This is a genomic window from Myxococcus sp. RHSTA-1-4 (genome assembly GCF_020037125.1).
In the GTDB taxonomy this organism is placed as follows: Bacteria; Myxococcota; Myxococcia; order Myxococcales; family Myxococcaceae; genus Myxococcus.
Map to the genome: position 1 here is coordinate 80,420 of NZ_JAIQDG010000012.1, position 24,583 is coordinate 105,002.

Annotated in this window: 18 protein-coding genes; 11 read left to right on the forward strand and 7 right to left on the reverse strand. The window is 71.9% G+C overall.

Features of this window, described 5'->3' with window-relative positions; genetic code table 11:
• Positions 1–25: 25 nt before the first annotated feature.
• Positions 26–685 carry an HAD family hydrolase gene (locus tag K8638_RS18130; RefSeq protein ID WP_225937380.1) on the reverse strand — a complete coding sequence of 220 codons (660 nt, stop codon included), beginning with the start codon at positions 683–685 and terminating at the stop codon, positions 26–28.
• A gap of 180 nt (positions 686–865) precedes the next feature.
• Between K8638_RS18130 and K8638_RS18135 the strand changes: the two genes are divergently transcribed.
• Positions 866–1,141: a DUF6289 family protein gene (locus tag K8638_RS18135; protein ID WP_223755798.1), complete on the forward strand. Its 276-nt coding sequence runs from the start codon at positions 866–868 to the stop codon at positions 1,139–1,141.
• A gap of 77 nt (positions 1,142–1,218) precedes the next feature.
• Here the strand turns inward: K8638_RS18135 and K8638_RS18140 are convergent, their stop codons facing one another.
• Positions 1,219–4,359, reverse strand: a complete 3,141-nt coding sequence (locus K8638_RS18140) for an adenylate/guanylate cyclase domain-containing protein (protein WP_223755799.1) — start codon at positions 4,357–4,359, stop codon at positions 1,219–1,221.
• A 499-nt stretch (positions 4,360–4,858) separates the two neighbouring features.
• Here K8638_RS18140 and K8638_RS18145 point away from each other — a divergent pair, with 499 nt between their 5' ends.
• Together K8638_RS18145 and K8638_RS18150 are read left to right on the forward strand one after the other, a co-directional pair.
• Positions 4,859–5,803 carry a hypothetical protein gene (locus K8638_RS18145; RefSeq protein ID WP_223755800.1) on the forward strand — a complete coding sequence of 315 codons (945 nt, stop codon included), beginning with the start codon at positions 4,859–4,861 and terminating at the stop codon, positions 5,801–5,803.
• 30 nt (positions 5,804–5,833) lie between these two features.
• Positions 5,834–6,400: a YqgE/AlgH family protein gene (locus K8638_RS18150; protein WP_223755801.1), complete on the forward strand. Its 567-nt coding sequence runs from the start codon at positions 5,834–5,836 to the stop codon at positions 6,398–6,400.
• Between the two features lie 17 nt (positions 6,401–6,417).
• Here the strand turns inward: K8638_RS18150 and K8638_RS18155 are convergent, their stop codons facing one another.
• The gene (locus K8638_RS18155; RefSeq protein WP_223755802.1) at positions 6,418–7,455 is read right to left on the reverse strand and encodes a hypothetical protein; all 1,038 of its coding nucleotides are present in this window, start codon (positions 7,453–7,455) and stop codon (positions 6,418–6,420) included.
• 324 nt (positions 7,456–7,779) lie between these two features.
• Here K8638_RS18155 and K8638_RS18160 point away from each other — a divergent pair, with 324 nt between their 5' ends.
• Together K8638_RS18160 and K8638_RS18165 are read left to right on the forward strand one after the other, a co-directional pair.
• Positions 7,780–9,033, forward strand: a complete 1,254-nt coding sequence (locus tag K8638_RS18160) for a hypothetical protein (protein WP_223755803.1) — start codon at positions 7,780–7,782, stop codon at positions 9,031–9,033.
• Between the two features lie 113 nt (positions 9,034–9,146).
• Positions 9,147–10,712, forward strand: coding sequence for a PAS domain-containing sensor histidine kinase (locus tag K8638_RS18165; RefSeq protein ID WP_223755804.1), 1,566 nt, complete (start codon positions 9,147–9,149; stop codon positions 10,710–10,712).
• An 11-nt stretch (positions 10,713–10,723) separates the two neighbouring features.
• Here K8638_RS18165 and K8638_RS44895 read toward each other — a convergent pair whose 3' ends face one another.
• Positions 10,724–13,363: an AAA family ATPase gene (locus tag K8638_RS44895; RefSeq protein ID WP_305071172.1), complete on the reverse strand. Its 2,640-nt coding sequence runs from the start codon at positions 13,361–13,363 to the stop codon at positions 10,724–10,726.
• 301 nt (positions 13,364–13,664) lie between these two features.
• Here K8638_RS44895 and K8638_RS18180 point away from each other — a divergent pair, with 301 nt between their 5' ends.
• Complete coding sequence (locus K8638_RS18180) at positions 13,665–14,033, forward strand: hypothetical protein (RefSeq protein ID WP_223755805.1); 369 nt, start codon at positions 13,665–13,667, stop codon at positions 14,031–14,033.
• A gap of 9 nt (positions 14,034–14,042) precedes the next feature.
• On the opposite strand, the gene K8638_RS18185 is transcribed toward K8638_RS18180, so the two are convergent.
• Positions 14,043–14,528 carry an OsmC family protein gene (locus tag K8638_RS18185; protein ID WP_223755806.1) on the reverse strand — a complete coding sequence of 162 codons (486 nt, stop codon included), beginning with the start codon at positions 14,526–14,528 and terminating at the stop codon, positions 14,043–14,045.
• Between the two features lie 157 nt (positions 14,529–14,685).
• Between K8638_RS18185 and K8638_RS18190 the strand changes: the two genes are divergently transcribed.
• A complete protein-coding gene (locus K8638_RS18190) occupies positions 14,686–17,577 on the forward strand; it encodes a polysaccharide deacetylase family protein (RefSeq protein WP_223755807.1) in 2,892 nt (963 codons plus the stop codon).
• A 66-nt stretch (positions 17,578–17,643) separates the two neighbouring features.
• Here the strand turns inward: K8638_RS18190 and K8638_RS18195 are convergent, their stop codons facing one another.
• The gene (locus tag K8638_RS18195; protein ID WP_223755808.1) at positions 17,644–19,251 is read right to left on the reverse strand and encodes a hypothetical protein; all 1,608 of its coding nucleotides are present in this window, start codon (positions 19,249–19,251) and stop codon (positions 17,644–17,646) included.
• Between the two features lie 205 nt (positions 19,252–19,456).
• Entirely contained in the window at positions 19,457–20,320 is an 864-nt protein-coding gene (locus K8638_RS18200) for a hypothetical protein (RefSeq protein WP_223755809.1), read from the reverse strand.
• A gap of 312 nt (positions 20,321–20,632) precedes the next feature.
• On the opposite strand from K8638_RS18200, the gene gstA reads away from it, so the two are divergent.
• From gstA to K8638_RS18220, 4 genes are all read left to right on the forward strand, one after another.
• Positions 20,633–21,241 (forward strand): glutathione transferase GstA, encoded by a 609-nt coding sequence (gene gstA / locus K8638_RS18205; protein ID WP_223755810.1) that lies wholly within the window; start codon positions 20,633–20,635, stop codon positions 21,239–21,241.
• On the forward strand, positions 21,238–21,597 hold the full coding sequence (locus K8638_RS18210) for a VOC family protein (RefSeq protein WP_223755811.1): 360 nt from the start codon (positions 21,238–21,240) through the stop codon (positions 21,595–21,597). Before gstA ends, K8638_RS18210 begins: the two co-directional genes overlap by 4 nt.
• A 332-nt stretch (positions 21,598–21,929) precedes the next feature.
• Positions 21,930–22,940, forward strand: coding sequence for an acetylserotonin O-methyltransferase (locus K8638_RS18215; protein ID WP_223755812.1), 1,011 nt, complete (start codon positions 21,930–21,932; stop codon positions 22,938–22,940).
• 41 nt (positions 22,941–22,981) lie between these two features.
• On the forward strand, positions 22,982–24,568 hold the full coding sequence (locus K8638_RS18220) for an NAD(P)-binding domain-containing protein (protein WP_223755813.1): 1,587 nt from the start codon (positions 22,982–22,984) through the stop codon (positions 24,566–24,568).
• The last annotated feature ends 15 nt before the right edge of the window (positions 24,569–24,583 follow it).

A 24,583-nucleotide genomic window follows, 5' to 3' on the forward strand; every position in this document is an offset into this window, starting at 1 on the left:
TCGTCACAACCGGGGGCGCCGGGCTTCAGCCCCGGGGCGGCAGGAGGGCCAGCAGCCGCTCCAGGTCCGGCTGGAGCTCGTCCGGCGCGGCGCTGGCCAGCTCCTCCTGGGAGTGGGTGCCCCACGTCACCGCGTAGGTGCGCAGGCCCGCGGCCTGGCCCGCCCGCAGGTCCAGCGTGGTGTCGCCCACCATCCACAGCCCGCCGGTGCCCAGCGCGGACAGGGCGCGGTACAGCACGTCCGGCGCGGGCTTGTGGGGGAAGCCGTCCGTGCCCTGCACGTGGTGCAGCACGTCCCCCAGCCCCATCGCGTCCACGAAGCGCCGCGCCATGTCGCCGCGCTTGGTGGTGGCCACGGCCAGCAGGTAGCCACGCTCGCGCAGGGTCCGCAGCACCTTCGCCACGCCGGGGAAGGGGCGCGAGCGCCGGTGGAAGTTGGCGGGGTAGTGCTCGCGGTAGGCCGCGCACAGGGCGGGCACGTGGTGCTCGGGCGCGAAGACGGTGTACATCGCGTCCAGCGGCTGGCCGATGAGGGCACGCACCTCCGCGTACGAAGGGGCCGTCAGCCCCAGGTGCGCGAAGCCGTGGAGGAAGCTGTCGATGATGTCCGGCAGCGAGTCCACCAGCGTGCCGTCGAGGTCGAAGAGGATGCCACGGGGTTCGGCGGTGCTCACGCACCGGTGCATACGCCGTCCGGCGCCCTCGTGCACGGGTTGTCGGAGGTCCGGCATCGTCAACTGGTGAACAGAGCCGTGGAAGGCCTTCCACCTCGGGCCCGTGCCCGTCCCCGCCCGGCGCGCCGCCCCTACCTGAACTCGGTATCCTGGGAATGCAGTCAACCCCGTGGCTCGGTCTGGGAGGCTCACATGCAGGCAAGGAACTTCGTCGCAAGCGCGCTGCTGGCTGCCGGAATGCTGATGGCGGGATGTGGAGGTGCTGGCGTGGAGGCGAGTGAGCCGGCCGACCTCACCTCGCGCGAGGACGCGCTGCCGGACTGCACGGGCCTGGACTACGAGTACACGTACTACAGCGACCCGGCCAAGCTGAACGTCGTCGGAGGCAGGGGCTGCTCGTGCGGCGCCTGGTTCCGGTGGGGCACGACGACCGCGTACTACGACTACTACTCCGGCACCTGCTTCTGAGGCAGCCCCGCCGCGTGCACTCACGGCCCGCCCACCGGCCCGGCTCGGGTGCGGCCCGAGCCCGTGACGCGCCACCGTCACATCCGCGCGAGCGCGTCCTCCAGGAAGCGCAGCGCCCCACGCAGGTCGGACGACGCCGCCTCCGCCGGAGCGCCGCGCGCCCGCTCCAGCCGCCGCCACACCGACTCGCGGGCCTGCCGTACCCGCGGGTCATCACCAGGCAGGCTCCGGGCATCCGCCACGTCCACCGCCCCGCGTAGCAGCGAGACCAGCTCACGCAGCACCGGGTCGTCCCGGAACTCGGGCGCGCCCTCCAGCACCACGAAGCTCGCCTCCGCCGCCGACGGGTCGCCCAGGAAGGCCTCCACCGCGGCGCGGTGCACGGCGAAGCGCAGCGCCTGGGCGCGCGACACCCGCCCCAGCCCGGACACGGCCTCCGACAGCCGCGCCCACGCCTCCTCCATGGCCCCCAGCGCCAGCTCCGCGCGGCCCAGCTCCCCCATCGCCGTGCCCTCCAGCAACCGCTGCCCGAGCTGCCGCCCCATGCGCCCCGCCGCCAGCAGGTGCTCGCGCGCCTCCTTCGCCCGGCCCTCCTCCAGCAGGAAGCAGCCCAGGTTGAGGCGCGCCAGCGCGTGCCCCGCCCTGTCTCCCTCGCTGGCCGCGCGAGTCATGGCCTCCTCCAGCAGCCCCAGCGCCTCCCGTGTGCGCCCCGCCTCACCGATGGCCACCGCGCAGTTGGTGAGGAAGCCCACCTCGAACGTGACGTCCCCCACCTCCCGGAACAGCGCCTGCGCGGCACGCAGGTGGGGAATGGCCGCCTCCGCGCCGCACCGCGCCTGCTCCACCAGCCCCAGGTTGCCCACCGCGTAGGCCTCCAGCCAGCGCTCCTCCCCCGACGGCAGCCGCCCCGCCTCCCGCACCAGCGCCGAGGCCCGCCCGAGCTCGCCCTCGTGACGGGCGACGATGGACAGGTCCACCAGCACGCGCTTCTCCCCCGCCACCGCCCCCAGCCCCCGCAGCGCGGAGCGCGCCTCCTCCAAATCCCGCCGCGCCGCTTCCAGGTGCCCCGCCTCCAGCAGCACCCGGCCCCGTACCGCCAGCGCCTCGGCCAGCAGCCGCGGCGACACCGCCACCGCGCCGGCCGCCACCACCGCCGTGTCCAGCCGCGCCAGCAACAGGCTCACCGGCCCGCGCGTGACGACCTCCGGCTCCAGCGCCACCAGCGCCTCCAGCGCCCGCTCCACCGAGGCGGCCGTGGGAGGCATCACCGCGAGCGCGTTGTCACACGCCGCCAGGAGGTTCTCCCGCTCCAGCGCGAGCCGCCGCAGCGCCTCCGCCGCGCCGAAGCCGCGCACCCGCCCGCGCAGGCCGCGCGCCAGCGTCAGGTACCAGCCCGCGTGCCGCTCCTCCAGCGAGCGGGCGCCCCCCACCTCCGGCAGCCTCGCGGCGGCGTACTGGCGGATGCTCTCGTACTGTCCCAGCCGCGGCTCCCCGCCGGGCCCCTCCATCTCCAGCACGCGCAGCAGCGACTTGGAGCGCAGCGACTGGAGCACGTCCAGCACGTCCGGCCCGTCCGGCGGGAGCGCCAGCACCGCCTCCGCCGCCTCCAGCGTGAAGCCGCCCCGGAACACCGAGCACTGCGCCAGCGCGGACTGCTCCGCCGGCTCCAGCAGGTTCCAGGACCAGTCGATGGCGCCACGCAGCGTGGCCTGCCGTGAGCTGGCATCCCGCCGTCCTCCCCGCAGCAGCTCGAAGCGGCGCGGGAGCCGCTCCTGGAGCTGGCTCACGCTCAGCACGTTCATCCGCGCCGCCGCCAGCTCCAGGGCCAGGGCGATTCCGTCGAGCTGGCGCACGATGTCCGCCACCCGGGGCGCCTCCTCCGCCGTCAGCTCGAAGTCCCCCCGCGCCTCGCGCGCCCGCTGCACGAACAGGCGCACCGCGTCCGCGCGGCCGATGTCCTCCAGCCGCGCCGCCCCCGCCTCCGGCACCCCCAGCGGCGTCAAGTCCAGCAGGCGCTCCCCGGGCAGGCGCAGCGCCTCACGCGAGGTGGTGATGAAGCGGGCGCGCGGGGCCAGCGCCAGCCACCTTCCCAGCGTGGCCGGCACGTGCCGCACCACCTGCTCCAGGTTGTCGAGGATGACCAGCACGTCGCCACAGTCGCCCAGCGCGCGGCCCAGCCGCTCCACCGGCTCGGTGGGGTCGCCGTCCCGCCGCAGGGCCACGCCCAGCGCCTGCCCCACCGCGTGGCAGAGCGCGTCCGCCGTCTGCGCCTCCGCCAGCTCGCACAGCCAGACGCCGCCCTCCCACGCGCCCGACTCCAGCTCCAGCGCGCCGAAGTGCGTGGCCAGCCGCGTCTTGCCCATGCCGCCCGGCCCCAGCACGGTGATGAGCCGGACGCCTTCCGCCAGCCAGCGCCGCAGCGAGCCCAGCTCCACGCTCCGCCCCACCAGCCCCTCGCGCGCCACCGGTACGTTGCCCTGCCTGTCCCGGGGCGCGCGCGGCGCGCCGAAGCGCCGCTCCGCCAGGGACGCCGGCAGCACCTCCACCAGCGCCACCGCGTCGTCGATGCCCTTCAGGCGGAACGTCCCCAGCGGGCGCACCGCGGGCCGGCCCAGCGACTCCAGCGCCGGCGCGGCCTGCGCCCAGGCCACGCCGCTCACCAGCACCTGCCCGCCATGTCCCGCCGACGTCACCCGCGCCGCCACGTTCACCATGCGGCCCAGGTAGTCCGCCCGTCCCGTCCGCTCGTCCACACGGCACTCGGGCTCGCCCACGTGGACGCCCATGCGCACGCGCAGCCCCCGGTGCAGCGGCCCCTGGGGGCCGTGCTCCTCCGCCGCCTCCGGCTGTGCCAGCAGGTCCGCCGGCCAGGGTGCGCGAAGCAGCGCCTCCTGCGCGTCCAGGCACCAGCGCAGCGCCTCCAGCACGGAGGGGAAGGCCACCATGAAGGAGTCGCCCTGCGTCTTCACCTCGTAGCCGTTGCCGTCCGCCAGCAACGAGCGCAGCACGCGGTCATGCACCTCCAGCGCGGCGCGCATGCTCGGGCCACACCGCTCCCACAGCCGCGTGGAGCCCTGTACGTCCGTGAAGACCAGCGCCACCGTCCCCGTCGGCGGCACGGACGGTGACGTGCCCTCCGCGGATGCCGGCTCGTGTCCGGGCAGGGCTCGCAGGTTGCCCGCCGGCGCAAGCAGCAACTTTCTGGAGACATCTCCCATCGCCCGCTCCCGCTGTGCCAGTCGGAGCCCCCGAGCCATTCACGCGGCGCCTTGCCCGCCCCGCACTCACGCGCCCGTCTGCTGGATAAATTTCACCACGCGGTTGTGACTCCGCCCATCTTGGACGCCGGCGAGCGTATGGCGCTGACGTGGCCAGCATCCGGCAAACAACGGATTCCCGGAACAGCGTCCACCACGTCACGCAGCATCTGTCCCATGAGGGCAGGCGCACCGCGCCCACGTTCCAATACCGTGAGTCACGCGTCACCTCGCCACATGGACATCCAATGCGTGACGGACGCACACACCCCCGTCTTTGCCCTCATGGCCCCGATGTCCGGGGGCGATGGGCCCCACACCGGCGTCCACTTCCGTGGAGGCCAGCGCGATGCAACGTTCCCTCGAAGGGCCACCGTCACCGTGCCCGTGCTCCTCGCGTGGCCTTCACGGACGTCGCCCAACGCGCGCCGCCCGCTGACGCCTGGATGTCGAGGAGCCGATGAAAACGAGACTGTTGGAGCAGAAGTGCCATGGACTTGCCGCCGCGTTCGTGGCCGTCGCCGCGTCGTGCCTCATCACCGCCTGCGGGCCGGTGGAGGACACGCCGGTTCCCCCGCCGCTCGGGCAACAGGAGCAGGCGGAGGAGTCGGACAATGGCCTGTCCTTCAATGGACTGTCCTTCAATGGCCTTTCGTTCAACGGGCTGTCCTTCAACGGCCTTTCGTTCAACGGCATGTCCACGAGCGCCTTCAACACGTGGTTCCAGGCGGACCCCGCGCTGGCGGACGCGGTGATGCGCTATGTGGTCCGCTGCGCCGCGCCCGCGGGAGAGACGCGCTCGTACGTCTCCCCTTCCACGGGGCAGCAGTACACCTGGGCCGGCGGGCTGGGGCTGGCCCCGTCGTGGGCCTCGGGCGCCATCGCCACCGAGCTCGAGCAGCAGGTGGTGTCCTCGTGCCTGGCGGCGCACGCCAACCGGCTCGGGCAGACCGTGTCCATCTCCGTCCTGGGCCGGAACGCGGCGGGCACGCCCCTCTCGTACACCGCGGAGGAGCTGACCTCGCACTCGCGCAGGGAGTCCTGCTTCTTCGGAAACCTCTTCACCGGCCAGGGCCTCTTCGTGGGCGCCGACCGGGAGCCCCTGGGGCCCAGTGAGAGCACCTCCCGGGCCTGTGGCGCCCTGCTCTACGAGGGCACCGAGGCCAAGGCGCCCTGCGCGCCCCTGATGTACACGGCCTCCTGCGACTCCCTCTGCCAGCTCGATGCCACCGGGAACTTCTACACGTCCTGCACGTACAACGGCGTCACCTGGCACCGCCCCCTCACCACGCGGCTGCGCACGGGGGACGTCAACAAGTGCGGAGACGGCAAGTGCCAGGCCACCGAGCGGTGCGGCACCTCGAACCGGTACGACAGCTGCGGACTGGACTGCCCCTGTCCCTGAGCCGCGCCCGGCCGTTCTATCGTGGGCCGGGTGAAGGGTTTCTCACAGCGGCCTCCGGTGGCCCTGCTGCTCGCCAGCGCGCTGCTGATGCTCGGAGTCCTCCCCCGTGTCATCGACGCGCTCGAGTCCGCTGAGGCGGTCCCCCGCGCGCCGGCGCCCGGAGTCCTGCTGGTGGCGCGGCCCGGCGGGGTGGGCCACACCTTCGACAAGACGGTGGTGCTGCTGCTGGAGGCGGACGGGACGCGCACGTGGGGGCTCGTGCTCAACCGCCCGAGGCCGCCCGGCGGCGGGCCGCTGCCAGCCGGCGTGGACCGCTGGGGTGGACCGGTCCATGCCGACTACCGGGTCACCCTGGTCCTCGAGGACGGGGCGCGCGGCACCGGCGTCCTCCAGGGGCTCTCCTGGTACGAGGGCACACGCGAGGACGGAGCGCCCGGCGGCTCCGCGCTCACCTTCACCGGCGTGGCGTCCTGGGCGCCGGGGCAGCTCGAGGAGGAGCTGACCCGCGGCGCCTGGTGGGGCGTGGAGGGCACCGCCAGGGCCGTGTTCACCGCGCCCGACGCGCTGTGGGCGGAGCTCGCCGCGCGGCACCTGTGACGGTGCCCGGGACGGGCTCAGCCGCAGGTGCCGCAGTCGTCCTTGCAGGAGAGATGGTCGTTCCGCTCCCCGCAAGCCTCGGTGGGCTGGCAGATGCCGTCCCCGCACTTGTAGAAGGTCCGCTTGTCCAGCCGCGTGGTGAGCGGTTGGTACGTCACGCCGTTGTACGTGCAGGACGTGTAGAACAACTTCGACTCATCCATGACGCAGTGGAGCGCGCACCGGCCGATGTAGACGAGCGGCGCGCAGCGGCGGCGGTTCAGCTCCAGCTCCTCGGCCGAGCCCACCGCGCTGGAATCATCGAGCCCATCGGCTTCCTCGTCTTCATCGTCCCCCCGGCTGGCCATCACCGAGCAGGCCCGCGAGGAGCTCTCGCGAGACCTGAGCCGGCCCTTGTCACGGCCCACGAAGAGGCCCTCGCCGCTGAAGAGGTTTCCGAAGAAGCAGGACTCCCGCCACTTGTACTGCTTCAGCTCGTCCTCGGTGGTGGAGATGGCCCGGCCATCCGCCCGGCGGCCCAGCACGGAGATGGGCACGTGCTTGCCATACTTGTTGGCATGTGCCGCCAGACACGCGGACACCACCTGCTGCTCGCGCACGGTGGCCGGCGCGCCACCGGCCCAGTCCGGGGCCAGCCCCAGCCCGCCGGTCCAGGTGTACTGCTGCCCCGTCCGCGGCTCCGTGTACGTGCGCATTTCTCCGGCCGGCACGGCGCAGTGGATGAGGTAGCGCATCACCATGTCGGCCAGCGCCGGCTCCTGGTCGAACCAGGACGCGAAGGCGCTGGTCGACAGGCCATTGAAGGACAGGCCGTTGAACGACAAGCCATTGAACGACAGCCCGTTGAACGACAGCCCATTCACGGAGAGGCCATTATCGCTCTCCAGCGCCTGGGCCGTGGCCGACGTTCGCGGCGACAGCCCGGGCGGAGGCAGCTCCGGAGACTCCTCCGCGGGGGCACAGCCGGCCCCGAGCAACAACAGCACCGCCAGGCACAGTCCCGCTCGCGGCCTGGCGCCGCGACGATGCCCGTGTTCATTCCGAGTGGGGGTCATGTGTTCTTCCTCGTCAGGGTCTGGGACGACACCGGACGAGGCGCTCGCCACGTCCGGAGGGGCGGGCGAAGGTGGGCAGCACAGGGTGAGGCCCCTTGAAGGAAATACCCCGTCTTCACGCTTTCCGGGTGCCTACCGGGACCGCGGGCCGGGACATCCATCCATGGGCGACACATGTCCCGTCTCGCGACGAACAGCCGCGCGCGGTGACAGGGTTTGGATGAAGTTCCGCTGGGGATGTGCGCCGGACACGCACGGGAGGCCCTGGGATATTTTGAACAATGACTACCGCGCCGACACTCCCCGTTGTAGTCCTCACGTCCCATGCCATCGTTCAACCTCTCGCGTCTGTCCTGTCTTTGCCCCACCCTGCTCCTGGCCTCCGTGCTGCTGGCGCAGCCGTCCCGCGCGGCCACGCCGCTGGAGGACAACCGCCGCATCACCGAGGGCTACATCCAGCTCGCCTATGAGATGGGCGCCGTGCTGGACCCGGAGCTCGAGCCCGGCGGCATCAGCAGCGTCCGTCCCAACTGGTACGTCTTCGCGCCGCACGCCTCCCGCACCGGAGGCGAGGGCATGCTCGGCACGGCCATCGCCCGGAGCGTCATCGACGCCGCCCGCGGGCGTACCACCTTCTCGGTGCTGCAGGCCCTGGAGCGGGTGGGCCTCACCGGCCAGGCCCTCGTCTCGGGAGAACAGCTCGGCCTGGAGCTGGTGCTGCAGGGCCTGCCCTTCGACGCGGCCGCCTCGCTCGGCTCGCTCACCTCCTCCCTGAATGCCGAGGCGCTCGCGGACCCGCGCACGCTGCTCACCACGGCGTCGCGCCTGGCCTCGCTCTACTGGAGCGCCCCCGCCTTCTTCCCGCTCGACAAGGCGGAGCGCGTGGTGGTGACGCTGGAGCGCACGCTGCACGAGGGCAACCTGGCCATCTTCACGGACGTCGGCGCCGCGGGGCGCCTCTACCTCGACTGGCGCCAGGGCGCCGGTGCGGTGACGCCGGAGCGCGTGCTGACGGAGTTCGTGCTGCCGGGCGCGTCCGCCGCCGAGGCGCGCCAGGCCTACGACTTCGCGCTCGCCCATGCGTATGACTCGCCGCGCCCGTACGAGCTGGACCTGCTCCTGCCGGGCATGAACTGGAAGAGCCTGCTGGTGGCGGCCTTCGCCGTGTACGAGGAGGCCCGCCTCGCGCCCACGCCCGCCGCGCGCGACGCGCTCATCGCCATGGGCAACAACTACGTCGCCTGGCGCGAGCAGCACGACATGGCCCAGCCCGTCTTCATGCCCGCCTCCCGCGCGCCGGACGAGGTGTCCCGCCCCAAGCTGCTGCAGGCCATCACCCCGCTGCTGCGCACGCGGTTCGGGACGATGGAGTGGAACTACGCCGACTACGCGTACGGCCAGCCGGACCGGGACGGCAATCCGTTCACCTCGCCGCCCACCGAGTACAACTGGGCCGTCTTCTGGGACCGCTGGACGGGAATCCTCCACGCCTTCGACCAGGCGTACCTCCAGCCCACGGCCCTCTGGGCGATGCCGGACCCCGTGGTGGACCCGGCCGCGCTGACCGCCGGGGATTGACCCGGCGCGTCCGCCCGTTGTTGCCAGGGGGGACCCGGTGGCGGGAGCGTCGGAGACCAGGCCGGCGGCCATGCTGACGCGTGGACGTCTCCCCGAGGCAGGGTAGGACAAAGATGGCAGAGGGCTGGACCACCTCGGACGATGGAGAGACCTCGCGCGCGGCCAGGAATCCGCGCGCCTGCTCCGAGCCGGCTCCCCTGCCCGCCGCGGCCGCCGACGAGGCGGGCCTTTCCCCCGAGGCACGGCTGTACGTGCTGCGGGAGATGATGGACGAGGCCTTCTTCACGCTGGACGCCCACGGGTGCATCCGCGAATTGAACACCCACGCCGCCGCCCTGCTGGGCCAGCCCGCCGAACGCCTCCTGGGACGGGAGCCGTGGCGGGCCTGGCCCGAGCTGGCGGGCACCGTGCTGCATGAGCGGCTGATGGCCGCGCTCACCCTGCGCGAGGGAGGGCGCTTCCTGGCGGAGCTGCCGTCGCGCCTCTGGCTGGAGGTGAAGGTCCGCGCCGTGGGGGATGAGACCTGGGTGCTGGCGGCCGACATCACCCAGCGCCAGCATGCCGAGCACGCGGTGTCCCGCACCGAGGAGCGCTTCCGCCAGCTCGGCGAGCGCTTCCAGGTGGCGCTGGACTCCGCGCAGATGGCCGTCTGGGAGACGAACCTCGCCACCGGCCAGGTGTTCCGCTCCGAGGGACATGACCGGCTCTACGGCTACGCGCAGCCCCTGGAGGAGTGGACGCACGAGCGTTTCCTCGCCTCCATCCATCCGGAGGACCGGCCCGGGGTGGAGGCCCAGGTCGCCGCCATCTTCTCCGGCGAGGTGGATTCCTATGCCTCCACCTTCCGCGTCCACTGGCCGGACGGCTCGTGGCACTGGCTCATCAGCCGGGCGAAGGTGCTGCGCGACGCGGCGGGCAACGTGGTGGTGGTGCGCGGGGCCATCCTCGACGTCACCGCGCTGAAGGAGACGGAGGCCGCGCTCCAGCAGGCGGTGCGCACGCGCGACGACTTCCTCTCACTGGCCAGCCATGAGCTGCGCACGCCGCTCACCTCGCTGCGCCTGCAGCTCCAGCTCCTGCGGCGCATGGCGGAGACCGGCGCGGGGGAGCCGCTCGGCTCGCCGAAGGTGGTGGCGAAGCTGGACACCACCGAGCGCCAGCTCCGCAGGCTGGGGGCGCTGGTGGACAACCTGCTGGACGTCAGCCGCATCCAGCGGGGCAAGCTGGACTTCCAGTACGCCGACGGCGACCTGGCGGCGGTGGTGTCCGAGCTCGTCGCGCGCTTCACGGACGAGGCGCGGCAGGCGGGCGTGGTGCTGAGCGCGCGGGTGGACGGGCCGGTGCCAGGCCGCTTCGACCTGCTGCGCATGGAGCAGGTGGTGAGCAACCTGCTGTCCAATGCCCTGCGCTACGGCGCGGGCAGCCCGGTGCGCGTGTCGCTGACCCGGCACGGGGGCCTCACCCGGCTGAGGGTGGCCGACAGCGGACCGGGCGTGCCCGAGAAGGAGCGCGAGCACATCTTCGAGCGCTTCTCGCAGGGCCACAACGCCCCGCACAAGGGCGGCCTGGGGCTGGGGCTCTACATCGTGCGGCAGATTGTCGAGGCGCACGGCGGCCACATCCGGGTGGAGGAAGCACCGGGTGGCGGCGCGGCCTTCGTGGTGGAGCTGCCGCTGTAGCGGCCGCGCGCTCAGGCGCCGGGCCCGTCATGGAAGGCGAAGCCCTCCGACACCTCCAGCCGGTAGCCGGGGTCCTCGAACACCACCCGCGTGCCGGTGCCCTCCAGCAGCTCCCGCACGTAGCGCACGTGGACGCGCAGCGCGTTGTCGTGCAGCCGCGGGTCATAGTCGGCGTCCCACATGGCGCGCACGCACGCCTCCTTCGGCAGCGTGCGCCCCGGCTGACGGGCCAGCGCGTACAGCAGCCGGCGCGGGAGCACCCGCTTCGCCAGGGAGACGGTGCGCCCCCCGGCGCGCAGCTCGTGCTGCCGCGCATCCAGCACCACCCCCTCCGCCGCTCCGGCGGGAGCCTCCGGGGCTTCGGGCTCCGCGGCCCGCGGGGCCAGCGCGCGGGCCAGCTCCGGAATCAGCTCCGGGTCCACCTCGCCCTCGGCGGCGGCGCGCGCGGCGTCCTCCAGCGAGGCCTGGGCGTCCATGGCCCGCCCGGCCAGCCGGTGCACCTGGGCCCGTGCCAGGTGGCCCAGCGCGCGCTCCAGCGCGAAGTCCTCTCCCCGCGCCAGCGGCTCCAGTGAGGCGAGCAGCCCCACCGCGCGCACGCTGTCGCCGTGCTTCGCGGCGTGGAGGGCGGCCAGGGCGCGCTGGCGGGCGGCCACGCCCGGGCGCACCTCGCGAGGCTCCACCGTGGCGGGCCGCTCCAGCTGCCCCGGCACGTCCATGGCGCGGGCCACCTCCACGGCCCGGGCCAGCCCCCGCGCGCCGCGGGAGACGACGTCGGCCTCCACCGCGTCCAGCAGCGCCAGGCCCTCCGCGCGCCGCCCCAGCTCCAGCAACATGCGCCCCGCGCCCACGCGCGAGAGGTAGCGGATGAAGAGGTAGCCCGCCTGCTCGGCCCGGGCCTCCGTCTGCCGCAGCAGCGCGAGCGCGGCCCGGCGCTCGCCCTGCTCCGCGCGCATCCACGCGGCGATGCAGTCCAGCTCCAGCGCCAGCCGGGGCGCCCCCAGCCGCTCGAGCCGCTCGCGCGCGCTCGCCATGGCGGCCTCGGCCTCCGCGAAGCGCCCCAGCCGGCTGAGGATGCCGGCGGACATGGCCGTCACCAGCGGCCCGCGCGAGTCGAGCGGCGCGTCCTCCAGCAGCGACATGCACCGGTCCACCGGCTCCGCCAGCTCGCCGTCGCGGCCGTCAATCCAGAGCATCAGCGCGCGCGAGTAGGCGAACCAGCCCAGCACGTGCCGGTCCTCCGTCCCCGCCGCCGCGGTGTTCAGCATGTCCAGCGACTCGTCCAGCCGGCCCTGGAAGAAGCGGAGCGCCGCCCAGGCCAGGAGCTGCTGGAGGAGGTCCTCCGGGTTGCCCGGCATGGGCATGGAGCCGAGCGCCCGCTCACAGGTGTCCAGCTCCAGGGAGAAGAGGGCCACGCGCACCAGCACCGTGTTCACGCCCTCCAGTGCCGCCTCGCCCGGCGCGTCCAGCGCGGCGCGCAGCTCCAGCAGCTCCGCGTGGGCGCGGCGCAAATCCAGCAGCCGCACCAGCGCCCGCGCGCGGGCCAGCCGCACCTCGGCCGTGCGCAGCTCCGGAGGCAGCGAGCCCAGCAGCGACAGCAGCTCCGCGGCGGCGCCGTGGCGCACCAGCGGCTCCGCCTGCTCGATGATGAAGGCCGCGCGCTCCCGGTGACGGCCGAGCGCCTGGAGGTGCCGGCACATCGCGCGCACCCGCACCACCGCCGGCAGCGGCTCTCGGGAGAGCAGCTCCAGGAGTGCCTCGTGCGCGGAGCGCGCCTCCTCCGGGCCCAGCAGCGCCCCGAGCGCCTCGCGCACCAGGTCATGGACGCCGTGACGGCCCTGCGCGTCCGTCTCCACCAGCAACCTCGCGGACAGCCGCCGCAGCGCCTCGCCGGCCTCGCCCCCGGGCAGCACGTGCTGGAGCGCCCGCGCCGGCAGCGGCACCTCGCTGAGCGCCAGCACCGCGGCCAGCCGCCGCTCGTCCCCGGGCAGGGCCTCCAGGGCCGCGCGCACCGGCTCCTCATCTCCCACGTCGCCGGCATGGGCGCGGCGCAGGAGGAAGGGCAGTCCCCGTGAGCGGGCCCACGCCGCGCCGAAGCCCTCGCGGTGCCCGTACAGGGAATCGAGCTGCTCCCACAGCGCGCGCGCCGCGGGCTCGGGCAGGCCGTCCAGCCGCAGCTCGAAGCGGTCCGGGCTGGTGGCGTGCCGGGGCACCGCCTCGCGCGAGGTGGCCAGCAGCGCGCCCTGCCGCAGCCGCCCGCCCAGCTCCTCCAGCAGCGCGGCGCGCTCCTCGGGCTTCAGCCCGTGCACATCATCCAGGACGCACAGCGCGCGGCGCGCCTCCAGCTCGCGCGCCAGGTCCTCCAGGCGCGACGCATCCGACAGGGCCTGGGCCACGGGCGCCTCGCGCAGCAGGCGGCGCACGTCGTCCACCACGGTATCCAGCGTGTCCCCGGGCCGGACGCGGCGGTGCACGACGGGCCCCCGGTAGCGCGCGGCCACCGCCGCCACCAGCGCGGACTTGCCCACGCCGGGCAGGCCGTAGACGACGCCGGTGCGCACGCGCCGCAACATGCCGCCCAGGCGCTGCACCTCCTCGGAGCGCCCGACGAAGACAGCGGGCGGCCCCAGCCCCTGACGAGACGACGTGTGCATTGGTGGACCCATTGTAGGGTTGGAAGGGCCCCCTCGCGTCAGGCTCCGGTGTCGGCTCCCGTATACATGCGGGGCCAGGCCCCCAGGGCCCACCTGCACGGGTGTGCGCAGTGGCAACGGGGTGCGCAACTCACACACTCCAGTTTCTTACATGCTGACGCTTTCCAGGAAGGAATTGGCGCCGGAAGTGAAACCGTCCGAGCCCGAATCGCGCATCATGCAGGTACTGCTCGACGGCCCCACGGCCCGCGCCCCCACGCGGTCCTCTCCACCGCCGAGCCACCCGTCCGGAGGCGCTCCGATGTGGATCGAGACCATCATCATGCCGCGCGAAGAGTCGGAGCCGTATGTCCCTTCGCCCCAGCGTGACCGGAGCAACCTCCTCGCATCGACGGTGGAGGAGAGCCGGACGCTTCGGGACGCCGTGCTGCGGTTCCTGAGCGCCCACCACCTGTCGGACGCGGTGAAGTGGATGAGTGAGCCGGGCTTCCTCCCCATCATCACCATCCACTGTACGGAGTTCGCGCTGATGAAGCTGCGCGAGGCCGCGGAGTTCGTGGTGGGGTGCGCCGCGCCCGTGGACACCTACCCCACCCTGGTCATGCCGCAGCCCACCGTGACGCCCGCGGTGCTCCTGCCGGCGCTGTCCGTCCTCGAACCCCGCGTCTGAAGCCCGGCGCTACGCGCGCGCGGCCGCGACGAGCGTCGTGGGCTCGTGGGTGACGGGGAAGCTGACCGAGCGCGCGATGAAGCACAGGGCGTGGGCCTCATGGTGGAGCGCCTGCGCCTTGTCCCGGTCCGAGCCGGCGGTGATGGTGACTCGCGGCCGCAGCACCACGCGGACGAAGCGGCCGCCGCCGTCCGCCTCCTCGGCCATGACGCCCTCGGCGTCGTCGACGTAGTCCGTCACCACCACGCCGGCGGTGGCGCACAGGTGCAGGTACCAGAGCTTGTGACACGCGGACAGCGAAGCCACGAGCAGCTCCTCGGGGTTCCAGCGCGCCGGGTCTCCCCGGAAGGCCGGGTCGGACGAGCCCGGAATCGTGGGCTTGCCCTCGGCCCTCAGCTCGTGCGCACGCTCATAGCGCTTGTAGCTCGAGGTGCCCTCGCCCCGGTTCCCGGTCCACTCCACGGTGACGGCGTAGCGGTGTTCCTTCCCAGCCATGGTGCCTCCCTTGCCGTGCGGCCCTTGCCCTCCACGTCTATCACCGCACCCGCCCCCGCGAGGCGGGGAGCACCGCATGGCCCGCATATAATGATACGGGCCAACGGGTGGCGTCCCCGCGCCCCAGCAGGCATGCTCCGCGCGGACCCGCCCACGCATGAGCACCCCGAACTTCGCTGGCGCCCGCCAGACTCCCGTCCCGCTCCACCCCGTGTCGTCTCCCGCCGCGCGCCGGAAGCCCTGGCGCCGCGCCCTGCCGTGGCTCACCGCCGTGCTCGTCGTCGCCTGCAAGGGCACGTCGCCCGCCCCCGCAGCGAAACAAGAGCCCGCCACGGCGTCGAAGCAGGAGCCCGCCGCCACCGCGCTCGCGGCTCCCGACGCGGGCCCCGCCACCGCCGCGCCGGCGCACGGGGAAGACGGCGCGCTCGGCCGCGAGGCGCTGACGGGCATCGTCACCCGCTACCGGCAGAACATCGTCCTCGCCGCGGACGAGGCCACCCTCGACGCGGAGACCCGCGAGCGCGTGGCCATCGTCGGCCGCATGCTCTTCGAAGAGAACCGGCACGCGCTGGAGTCCCTCGGCGAGGGGCTCCATGCCGCGCTGACCGCCGCCTCGGGCTCGCCCACGGCCCCCACCTCCGTCACCACGTTCCTGGACTGGCTGGAGAAGGACGCCGAGCTGCACGACGCGGACAAGCTCGCCTTCCGGGACACGCTGGCGGACCTGCGCGACGCCCTCACGTCCCTGGAGCCCGCTCCCGCGTGGAAGGCGTCGCTGCGGGCCCGCGCCGAGGAGGACCAGCGCGCGCTGCAGGCCATCCAGGCGCTCTACGAGAAGGAGCTCCAGGCCGTCTTCGGCCGCTTCGACACGCGCGGAATGCCGGTGCGCCGCGAGGCCTGGGAGGCCTACCTCGCCTTCCTCAAGGGCCGCTTCACCCGCGAATCCATCCTCCAGTCCTTCGACGACACGCTGCGCCCGCTGGGCGAGGGGCTGCGCGGCAAGGGGCCTCGCAAGGAGGACCCGGCCATCATCACCGGCAACACCCTGCCGCCGAAGACGCTCGTCCTCACCTTCGACGACGGCCCGCACCCGCGCCACACGCCCTCCATCCTCGCCACGCTGGAGAAGTTCGGCGTGAAGTCCATCTTCTTCGAGGTGGGGCAGAACGTCGCCCTGCCCGCGAAGGGCACCGCCGACGCGGGCACGGCGCTCCACCGCACGGAGGCGGGCGCGTACTCCGAGCGCATCCTCCAGGCGGGGCACCTGCTCGCCAACCACTCGCTGACGCACGCCTTCCTGCCCAAGCTCAGCGACGAGCGGCTCACCAAGGAAATCGACGAGTCGAAGCGCATCATCGAGTCGGTGACGAACAGCCGCATCTCCCTCTTCCGCCCGCCCTACGGCGCGCGCAACGAGAAGGTGAGCGCGGCGCTCGCGGCCCGGCAGCTCAAGGCCTACCTGTGGAACGTGGACTCGCTCGACTGGAGTGACCCGCTGCCCACCTCCATCGCCAACCGCGTGGTGCAGCAGGTGGAGGCCAACGGCCGGGGCGTCATCCTCCTGCACGACGTGCACGCCCAGACGGCGGAGGCGCTCCCGCTCATCCTGGAGACGCTCCAGACGCGCGGCTACCGCTTCGTCCTATGGGACGGCGCCACGGTGCTCGGCGGTGACGCGGACGGCGGCACGCCCGCGGCCCCCGCGCCCGCGGCCCTCTACCGCGAGAGCCATGCGGTGGTCATCGGCATCAACGCGTACCAGAAGTGGCCGAAGCTCTCCTACGCGGTGAACGACGCGCAGGGCGTGCGTGACTTGCTGGTGCGCAAGTACCGCTTCAAGCCGGAGAACGTCACGGTGCTGCTGGACGAGCAGGCCACGCGCGAGCGCATCCTCTCCGTGCTGGGTGATTCACTCGCGGACCCGTCGAAGGTGCAGCGCGAGGACCGCGTCTTCGTCTTCTTCGCGGGCCACGGCATCACCCGCCGCCTGCCCAACGGCAAGAGCCTGGGCTACATCGTCCCGGTGGACGCGGACACGTCCAACTACCAGAGCACGGCCATCTCGATGACCAACTTCCAGGACATCAGCGAGGCCATGGCCGCCAAGCACGTCTTCTTCGTCATGGACGCCTGCTACAGCGGGCTGGCGCTGACGCGCGGCGGGGCCCCGGCGGGCGCGGACGTACGCAAGTACCTCCAGGAGGTGACGCGCCGGAGCGTGCGTCAGGTGCTCACCGCGGGCGGCGCCGACGAGCAGGTGGCGGACCAGGGCCCCAATGGCCACTCCATCTTCACGTGGACGCTGCTGCAAGGGCTGGAGGGACAGGCGGACCTCAACACCGACGGCTACGTCACCGCGTCCGAGCTGGCCGCCTACGTGGGCCCCACCGTGTCCTCGCTGTCCCGGCAGACGCCCGCCTTCGGCAGCATGCCCGGCAGCGAGGGCGGCGAGTTCGTCCTCGAGCTGAACCACGAGGGCGAGTTCCTCAGCGAGAGCTCCGAGCAGCTCGACACCGAGGCCATCCGCCTCAACGCCGAGCTGGAGCGCGTGCGCCGGGAAATCGCCGAGAAGACGGCGCGCAACGAGGCCCTGGCGCGAGAGCTGGCGGAGGCGAAGAACCAGCTCTCCCGCTTGCAGGACGCCGGCACCGTGGCCGCCGCCGCGCCGGTGCCGCCCGCCACGCCCGCCGAGCAGGCCCGCCGCCATGGAGACCGCGGCATGACGCTCTACCGCGAGAAGCGCTACGCGGAGGCCCTGGCCGAGTTCCAGGCCGCCGCGCGCCTGGACCCCACGGACGCGCAGGCCACCAACAACGTGGGCTTCGTCCACTTCCGCCGCGGCGAGTACGCGGAGGCCGTGAAGTGGCTGGAGAAGACGCTGGCGCTGGACCCGCAGCGCGCCGTGGCGTACCTCAACCTGGGCGACGCGTACGACAAGCTGGGCCGGGGCCCGGACGCGGCGAAGGCCTACGGGCGCTACCTGGCGCTGCTGCCGGACGGGCCCGCCGCGGGCGCCGTGAAGGAGAAGCTGGCGCGGCTGGGCCGCTGAAAACCGCGCCAGCCCCCCCCGCCCGGGGCCCTGGAGTCCCCCTTCCCAGGGCCGCCCGGACTCCTCCTACTGGGCGATGACGGTGCCCGGCATCTCACCGCCACCGTTGTTGAGCTGGAAGATGCCGAGCTGGTTCACCCGGTCCACCACCGTGGTGGAGTCGTTGTTCATGGTCGGCGTCATCAGCCAGGAGATGGCCGCCTCCGGCGACTCCGCGTTGGCCACGTTCATCACCCATTCCGGCGGCGGGTCCGCGTAGCCCGGGCGGCCCTCCTCATGGGCCTGGACCCAGTCCTTGGCGAGCTGCTGCATCTGCGCCGCCTCCTCCGCCGTGAAGGACATCGTCACCGTGCCGCCCGTGCCCGTGTTCGGGTAGAGCTGCGACAGGCCGTCCACGGAGCCGGCATTCACGTCCGTGAGCGTGGCCTGGTACGTGTGGGTGCTCGGGTCATTCACATCGCCGCTCACCTGGAACGTCACCGGGCCCAGGGTGCCCGTGTACGCGAACTCCTGGCGGCCGTCGTCGTAGGTGGTGAAGACGTACTCGTCGCTGGCCAGGCTGCTCTCGCCGAAGGAGATGCCCAGCGTCAGCTCCTGGGTGGCCTCGCCGGAGATGACCTGCACCGTGGCCGCGTTGGAGGTGCCGTTGGCGGGGTCGTTGCCGGGCAGCTCGCCGGTGGCCATGAAGTGGTCATACGCGGCGCGTCCCTCGGGGGTGGAGATGTCGAAGTCCACCTGCCGCGCGGTCTGCTGGTTCACCGTGCCCGTGGAGGCCAGCTCCACCCCCACGCCGCCCACCGCGAGGCCGACGCTGCCGGTGCGCGACACCATCTCCGTGGGGCCGATGGTGACGCGGACCGTGTTCTCGTCCACCTTGTTGACGGCGATGGACATGCCCTGCGCGCGCTCCACGCTGTCGCTCACCGACAGGTCGAAGACGCGGGCGATGTTCTGGAACGTCACCGACATCCCCGTCTGCACGAAGGACTCACCGTGCAGGGTGATGGTGGTGCCCACCGGGAGGTTCTCCGGCTCGAACGGGTTGAGCAGCTGGGCGGCCTGCTCGGGCGAGGTGATGCCCTCGGCGGCCGAGGTGGGCATCGTCACCTCGTAGCTGGCGCGCACGCCCGCGGAGCCGTTGACGTTGCCGGAGACGATGCCCGCCTCCACGCCCGCCTCCCCCTTGACGCCCACCTCCGCCTCCACGTTGAAGGTGGTCATGTCGCCTTCGGTCGTCCGGCTCGCCCCCACCTCGGTGTAGGCGCCCACCGTCAGCGAGAAGGGGCCACCCTCCACGGACACACCCAGCTCGGCGCCCGCCTGCGCCGAGACGCCATTGGGGCCCACGGTGACGGAGCCGCTGACACCCGCGTCCAGGGAGATGGGGCCGTCGTCCGGCTCCTCCGGCGTCGGCGTGACGGGAGGCGGGGTGCCGCCCTGGAGGAACACGGCGCCGTTGTCCTGTGGGAACAGGGGGTTGCGCAGCGAGCTGGTCCGCGTGCCGCCACCGAACCCGTCGGTGAAGGCGCTGGCCGTGCCACCCTGGCCCGTCGCCGCCGGCTTCGGGAGGACGGCCGGCGCCGGGGCCGGAGCCTGCGGCTTGCTGGCCTGGGTGCCGCTGGCCGGCTTCGGGATGTAGGTGAAAGGCTGATTGCTCTTGATGGGTCCCGCCATGTGCTTCCCCCTCGTGAAACGTTCACAGGAGTTTTCACGCGGGCGGGGGCGGCGGTTGAATTAAACCGAGTTAAATCCGCGTCCCCACAGCCGAAATATTCGCGGAAAGCCCGAGGACACCGGGGAGCGCGTCCAGCGCCCGGGCACGGAGCACGCCGGGGCGCGAGGGCCGTGGCCCACCGCGCTCCCGGCGGGTGCGGCGGGACTACTGGCAGCCGATGCGCGCGGTGCTGCTCACCACGACGTTGTCGTAGAACGTCTCGGAGCCGGACTGGCCCTTCGGGTGGACGAAGCCGTAGCCCACGGAGAAGTTCTTGAAGCCCCGCATGCCGACGTCGGTGAACTCATAGGCCAGGGCGCCATCCACATAGGCCCGCGCGATGCCCAGGGAGCTCGACGCGGTGTCGCGGCGAATCTCCCATTCCAGGCACATCCAGCGGCGCGCGTTCAGGCCCACGTTGATGGGGAGGTCCTGACGGTTCCAGCCCGTGCCGCGTCCGGTCCAGTTGTCCAGCGCGAAGCCCCGGTCCGAAATCGCCTGCAGCTCGATGCCGCCGAAGTCGCTGTCTTCCAGGTTCCAGACCACGAAGAACGTCCCCATCTGCCCGAAGACCTTGGGCAGGGAGTCCATGTACACGTGCGCGCGAACCCAGAGCTGCGTCTGGAAGGCGGGCATGGGCCTCGCCCAGCGCGCGATGGCCTGGGTGCCAAATGTCGTGTCCTCGTTGTGGCCGTCCTCGGTAACGACGCGCAGCATGCCGTTGGCCGCCTGGATGGTGGCGTGCTCCGTGCTGGGCTCCCATCCGTTGAGGCCCTTGTCGAAGGTCTCGCAGATGATGGCATTGGCCGGGCACGTGCCGGCCGGGCTGGTGCCCGGGTCCGTCCCCGCGTCGGGGAACACGACGGTGCCCGAGTCCTGCTGCCCGCCGGTGCCCGCGTCCGTGCCCGCATCCGCGGACGTGCCCGAGTCGGGGTTGTTGTCGTCGTCGCCGTCGTCACCCGAGCAGGCGGGCATCACGCCCAGCGCGAGCACCGCGAGGGGCAGCACCACAAACCGATTGAAGCGCATAACGTCCTTCCGAGCCGGGCCCGTGGGCCCGGTGTATTTCCGAGTGCCCGCGGGGCCGGGCTGGCTCTGCAAGTCATGAAGCTCGGCGGACTCCCCGGGGCGGCGCCGACCTCGACGAACACCTATCACCCGGAGCAGGCCCGGGTCATCGGGGCCGGGCTGACCCTGGGGGCCACGGCATGCCGCGGGCGGGCCGGGAGCAGCCGGCCGGGCACCGCCGGCCAGCCGCTGACGCCGGGATTCCGTGGCGCGGCGGCGGGGAGCCGTGCAGGAATCCGCGCCCCTCTTTCAAGACATGAGGACTCCACGCACATGAAGCTCTTCTACACGCCGGGAACCGGCTCGCTTTCGCCGCACATCGCGCTGCGCGAAGCCGGCCTGCCCTTCCAGCTCGAGCGCGTCAGCCTCCGGACCCAGAAGACGGAGACTGGCGCGGACTTCCAGTCCATCAACCCGCACGGCTATGTCCCCGTCCTGCAGCTCGATGACGGGAGCCATCTGATGGAGGGACCCGTCATCCTCCAGTTCATCGCGGACAAGCTCCCGGACAGCGGGCTGGCCCCGGCCCATGGAACCCTGGAGCGCTACCGCCTCCAGGAGAAGCTCAACTTCATCTGCTCGGAGCTGCACAAGCCCTTCGCATCCCTCGTCAACGCGGCCTACCCCGAGGAAGGCAAGCGAATCACGCGCGAGCGGCTCGCCCAGCGCTTCCGCGTCCTGGAGCCCACCCTCGAGAAGAGCCCGTACGTCATGGGCGAGCGGTTCACCGTCGCCGACGTCTACCTCTTCACCGTGCTGAGCTGGTGCGGCTACCTCAAGGTCGACCTGGAGCCCTTTCCCGCCCTGCGCGCGTTCCAGGCACGAATCCTGGAACGGCCGAGCGTCCAGGCGGCCATGAAGGCCGAGGGGTTGCTCCGATGACGACGCCCTTCGTCAAGCTGCTCATCCAGGACGTCTCGCGCTCCGTGGCGTTCTACGAGGCGCTCGGCTTCGAGCGGAAGCAGACCGAGCCCCCCTTCGTCCACCTCAGCTGGGCCGGCGCCATGGACGTGTACCTCGTCACGCCTCCGCCCCAACTCAAGGTGGAGGGACGGCGGGGGCTGGGCGTGCTGGTGGGCCTGCGCGTCACGGACGCGGGGGGCGTGGACGCGGTGCTGAAGCGTGCCCAGGCCCACGGGGCCCTGGTGGAAGGCCCCACCCTCCAGCCATGGCACACCCGGGAAATCATTGTCACCGACCCGGACGGCTACCGCCTGAACTTCATCGAGCCCGTATGACAGGCGCCTGGGCGGCACCTCCCAGAAAGACAACTCTCCACGAGAAAAATCCGCCCAACCTTCAAAAGCAGCCCACCCCGCCGGCCCTCGTTGTCTGAGGGCCGAAATTTTAATGTTGATTACAGCCAGTACTCCCAGTAATAAAGCGTTCACTGCATGACGCAATGCTCGGCGGCATGATGATGCATTGAGTCAGTGACTCCGTGGATGCCAGCGGCTGGCCTGGCGGTGGCATCCCGGAACAAGGCGGCGGCCCTCCGGCCTCCGCTCTCAGAGTATGGCGACACCGCGGGGGGCGGTTCATGCTTGAGATTGCGAAGCCAGATGGCCACTTGCCTCCGCCCGCTCTGGAGCGGGCCATCTTCGGCTTCATGGCCAGCAATGTGCTCTTCGCCGCGGATGAGCTGGGATTGCTGGACACGCTCGCCCGTGGCGGAACTCATGGAACACATAAGCTGGCCTTGGAGCTGAAGGCCGAGCCCTCCGCGCTGGACAGGCTGCTGACCGCGCTCGTCAGCATGCAATTGCTTACACGCGAAGGGGACGGGTACCGCATGCCGGACCCGCTCCGCCCATTCCTGACGCGGAGCAGCAGTCTTTACTGTGGTGGCGTCTTTCCCCTGCTGAAGAACTTCTCGATGCGGACCTTCCAGCATCTGGGCGAGGCCATGGTGGATGGCGCCCCCCAGTGGAAGAAGGTGCTGCCCGGGGAAGGCGCGGCCCCCTTCGACATCATCTACCAGGATGCCGCGGCCCTGGAGCGCTTCGCCCGGGCCATGTGGAGTCTGGGTTACCAGGCCGCCACGGAGCTGGTGGAGCACCTGCGGCTGGAGCGGGGCGGCCACCTCGTGGACCTGGGCGGTGGCAGCGGCTCGTTCGCCGTCGCCGCGCTCCAGCGCTGGCCCGCGCTGACCGCCGAGGTCTTCGACAGGCCCGCCATGGAGTCCACCGTGGCCCGGACGCGAAGTGACTACGGGCTTTCCACGCGGCTGGGCTTCACCGGTGGCGACTTCTTCGAGTCCCCGCTCCCGCGGGCGGACGTGTACGCGCTGGGCTTCATCCTCTCGGACTGGACAGACCCCCAGAGCGTCCGCCTGCTCCGCTCCGTCCACTCGGCCCTGGCCCCCGGTGGCCGGGTCCTCGTCCTGGAGCGCCTCTTCAATGAACAGCGGACGGGCCCCCTGCCCACCGCGCTGATGGACCTCTGCATGCTGCTGGAGACGGGCGGCAAACACCGGAGCGCCTCGCAGTACCACGACCTGCTGCGGCAGGCGGGCTTCGCCCCGGGCCCCGTCCACCACTCCAGCTACGAGAAGCACATGGTCATCGGCATCAAGGAATGACCGCCCAAGCCGTTCCACTGACTCGCGAAAGGCCCTCTACGATGGAGCACCACGAGTATCTGGTTCTGGGCGCAGGTCCCGCCGGCCTGCAGGTTGGTTACTTCCTCGAGGAGAACGGCCGGGACTACCGGGTCCTCGAGCGCGGCTCCTCCCCGGGGACGTTCTTCTCCACCTTTCCGCGCCACCGCAAGCTCATCTCCATCAACAAGGTCTACACCGGCCATGAGGACCCCGAGCTGAACCTGCGCTGGGACTGGAACTCCCTGCTGTCCAACCACGAGGGGCCGCTCTTCAAGGAGTTCTCGCAGAGCTACTTCCCCCCGGCGGACACCATGGGCGCCTACCTGCGGGAGTTCGCCCGGCGCCACGAGCTGAACATCCAGTACGGCGTCAACGTCACCCGCATCCGGCGCAATGGCCGCTTCGAGCTGAGCACCGCCGAGGGGAAGACCTTCACGTGCGAGCGGCTCATCATCGCCACCGGCGTGTCGCGGGAGAACGTCCCGGACATCCCCGGCGTGGAGCTGGCCGACCGCTATGGCTCCGTCAGCCTGGACGTCACCGAGTTCCGCAACAAGCGCGTCCTCATCCTCGGCAAGGGCAACTCCGCCTTCGAGACCGCGGACCACCTCATGGAGAGCGCCGCGGTCCTCCACCTGGCCAGCCCCCGGCCCATCCGCATGGCCTGGCGCACGCACTTCGTGGGTGACCTCCGGGCGGTCAACAACAACCTCCTCGACACCTACCAGCTCAAGATGCAGAACGCGCTGCTGGACGCCCAGGTGCTCGGCATCAACCGCGTGGGGGACCACTACGAGGTCACCTTCCAGTACTCGCACGCGGGCGGCGAGGTCGAAACGCTGACGTACGACCGGGTCATCCTCTGCACGGGGTTCAAGTTCGACAACACCCTCTTCGACGAGGCCTGCCGCCCCGCGGTGACGCCCTGCCGCCGCTTCCCCATGCAGACGAGCGAGTGGGAGTCGGTGAACGTGCCCGGTCTCTTCTTCGCCGGCACCATCATGCAGATGCGGGACCTGAAGAAGTACATGTCCGGCTTCATCCATGGGTTCCGCTACAACATCCGCTCCCTGAGCCACATCCTGGAGTCCAGGTTCCACGGCAAGCCCTGGCCCATCTCCCGCGCCGTCTCCGGCCATGAGGAGGTCTCGGCCTGGCTGCTGGACCGCATCAACTCCACGTCCGCGCTCTGGCAGCAGCCGGGCTTCCTGTGTGACGTGCTGGAGCTGACCGGAGGCGGGCGCGGCGTGGGGCGCGAGGAGTTCTCCGTCGACTACGCGCGCGAGCACCTGGCGCGCAAGGGCACCGAGTTGCTGATGCTGACGCTGGAGTTCGGGCACTCGGCGGGCGCCGACCCGTTCGCCAGCGAGCGCATCCACCGCTCGGACGTGAACCGCGCCAAGGAAAGCGCCTTCCTCCATCCCATCGTCCGCCACTACGTCGACGGCCAGCTCGCCGCGGAGCACCACGTCATCGAGGACCTCGCCGCCGAGTGGCGCGAGCCGGAGCACGTGCAGCCGCTGCGTGACTTCGTCCAGCGGGTGCTCCAGCCCGCCATGCCCGCAGCGACTCCCATGTCCCGCCCCGCCATGGCGGCGTCCCACTAGCCGCAGTCCCCCACC

Excerpts from the sequence above, each read along its gene's own strand:
- K8638_RS18195 (WP_223755808.1), bottom strand. The coding sequence starts at position 19,251 with ATGGCGGGACCCATCAAGAGCAATCAGCCTTTCACCTACATCCCGAAG.
- gstA (WP_223755810.1), top strand. The coding sequence starts at position 20,633 with ATGAAGCTCTTCTACACGCCGGGAACCGGCTCGCTTTCGCCGCACATC.
- K8638_RS18145 (WP_223755800.1), top strand. The coding sequence starts at position 4,859 with ATGAAAACGAGACTGTTGGAGCAGAAGTGCCATGGACTTGCCGCCGCG.
- K8638_RS18220 (WP_223755813.1), top strand. The coding sequence starts at position 22,982 with ATGGAGCACCACGAGTATCTGGTTCTGGGCGCAGGTCCCGCCGGCCTG.
- K8638_RS18180 (WP_223755805.1), top strand. The coding sequence starts at position 13,665 with ATGTGGATCGAGACCATCATCATGCCGCGCGAAGAGTCGGAGCCGTAT.
- K8638_RS18165 (WP_223755804.1), top strand. The coding sequence starts at position 9,147 with ATGGCAGAGGGCTGGACCACCTCGGACGATGGAGAGACCTCGCGCGCG.
- K8638_RS18185 (WP_223755806.1), bottom strand. The coding sequence starts at position 14,528 with ATGGCTGGGAAGGAACACCGCTACGCCGTCACCGTGGAGTGGACCGGG.
- K8638_RS18200 (WP_223755809.1), bottom strand. The coding sequence starts at position 20,320 with ATGCGCTTCAATCGGTTTGTGGTGCTGCCCCTCGCGGTGCTCGCGCTG.
- K8638_RS18190 (WP_223755807.1), top strand. The coding sequence starts at position 14,686 with ATGAGCACCCCGAACTTCGCTGGCGCCCGCCAGACTCCCGTCCCGCTC.
- K8638_RS18210 (WP_223755811.1), top strand. The coding sequence starts at position 21,238 with ATGACGACGCCCTTCGTCAAGCTGCTCATCCAGGACGTCTCGCGCTCC.
- K8638_RS18140 (WP_223755799.1), bottom strand. The coding sequence starts at position 4,359 with ATGGGAGATGTCTCCAGAAAGTTGCTGCTTGCGCCGGCGGGCAACCTG.
- K8638_RS18130 (WP_225937380.1), bottom strand. The coding sequence starts at position 685 with ATGCACCGGTGCGTGAGCACCGCCGAACCCCGTGGCATCCTCTTCGAC.
- K8638_RS44895 (WP_305071172.1), bottom strand. The coding sequence starts at position 13,363 with ATGCACACGTCGTCTCGTCAGGGGCTGGGGCCGCCCGCTGTCTTCGTC.
- K8638_RS18160 (WP_223755803.1), top strand. The coding sequence starts at position 7,780 with ATGCCATCGTTCAACCTCTCGCGTCTGTCCTGTCTTTGCCCCACCCTG.
- K8638_RS18155 (WP_223755802.1), bottom strand. The coding sequence starts at position 7,455 with ATGACCCCCACTCGGAATGAACACGGGCATCGTCGCGGCGCCAGGCCG.
- K8638_RS18135 (WP_223755798.1), top strand. The coding sequence starts at position 866 with ATGCAGGCAAGGAACTTCGTCGCAAGCGCGCTGCTGGCTGCCGGAATG.